Here is a 1,289-nt window from a genome sequence, read left to right as displayed (position 1 = left end):
ACCTGGAGGAGGGCGAGCCGCCCTTCGAGGCGGCGCTCAAGGGCGCGACCCAGATCGGCTTCACGATCATTTCGCTGACGGTGTCGCTGATCGCGGTGCTGATCCCGTTGCTCTTCATGGGCGACGTGGTGGGGCGCCTGTTCCGGGAGTTCGCCGTCACGCTGGCGATCACGATCCTGATCTCGGCCGTCGTCTCGCTCACGCTGGTGCCGATGATGTCGGCGCGCTGGCTGCGGCCGCAGGCCGAGGAGGGCGGGCGCTTCGGCGCGGGCGTGCAGCGCTTCTTCGAACGCGTGATCGGGCGCTACGACACCTGGCTGCAGTGGGTCCTGCGCCACCAGCCGCTCACGCTGGTGGTGGCCTTGCTGACGATGGTGCTGACAGTGCTGCTCTACGTGGCGATACCCAAGGGCTTGTTCCCGACGCAGGACACGGGGCAGCTGGCGGCGCGTGTCGAGGCGGCGCAGGAGGTGTCGTACACGCGCATGGCCGAGCTGCAGCAGGCGGCGGCCAACGCGATCCTGGCCGATCCCGACGTGCGCAGCCTGAGTTCGGTGGTGGGCGTCGACGCGGCCAACAACACGGCGCTCAATATCGGGAGCATGCTGATCAACATGCGCAGCGGCCACGATGCGCAGGCGGTGGTGATGCAGCGCCTGCGCGACCGCGTGCGCGCGAACGTGGCGGGCGTGACGCTCTATCTGCAGCCGACGCAGGACCTGACGATCGATGCCGAGACCGGCCCCACCGAGTTCCGCGTTTCGCTGGAGGGGGCCGACACCACGGTGGTGAACGACTGGGCGAAGAAGCTGGTCCAGCGCCTGGCGACGACGCCGCAGGTGCGCAACGCCACCACCGACGCCGGCGCGCAGGGCCTGGCGGCCTATGTCGACATCGACCGCAGCACGGCTTCGCGCCTCTCGGTCACGGCCAGTTCGGTCGACGATGCGCTCTACAGCGCTTTCGGCCAGCGCATCGTCTCGACCATCTTCACCGAGACCAACCAGTACCGCGTGATTCTCGAAGCCCAGCGTGAATCCTTGTCATCGACGGAAGGCCTGGGCAACCTGCAGCTGCGCACCGGCGCGGGCACGGCGACGCCGTTGTCTTCGCTGGCAACGGTGCGCGAGCAGCTCGCGCCGCTGGCGGTGACGCGCGTGGCGCAGTACCCGGCGGCGACGGTGGGCTTCGATACCGCGCCGGGCGTGGCGCTGGGCAAGAGCGTGGCGGCGATCCGCGCGGCGGCGAAGGACATCGCCATGCCGGCGAGCGTGACGATGACCTTCCTC

The 1,289-nt window shown here is 69.4% G+C and carries 1 protein-coding gene; it reads left to right on the top strand.

The window, feature by feature from the left end:
* Nucleotides 1-1,289, top strand: a 1,289-nt coding sequence (locus AC1DTN_RS37195; RefSeq protein WP_477925089.1) for an efflux RND transporter permease subunit, incomplete at both ends; no start/stop codon positions are given.

This window comes from Rhizobium sp. 01T444 (genome assembly GCF_056398305.1).
This window is presented reverse-complemented; position numbering and strand designations above follow the sequence as displayed.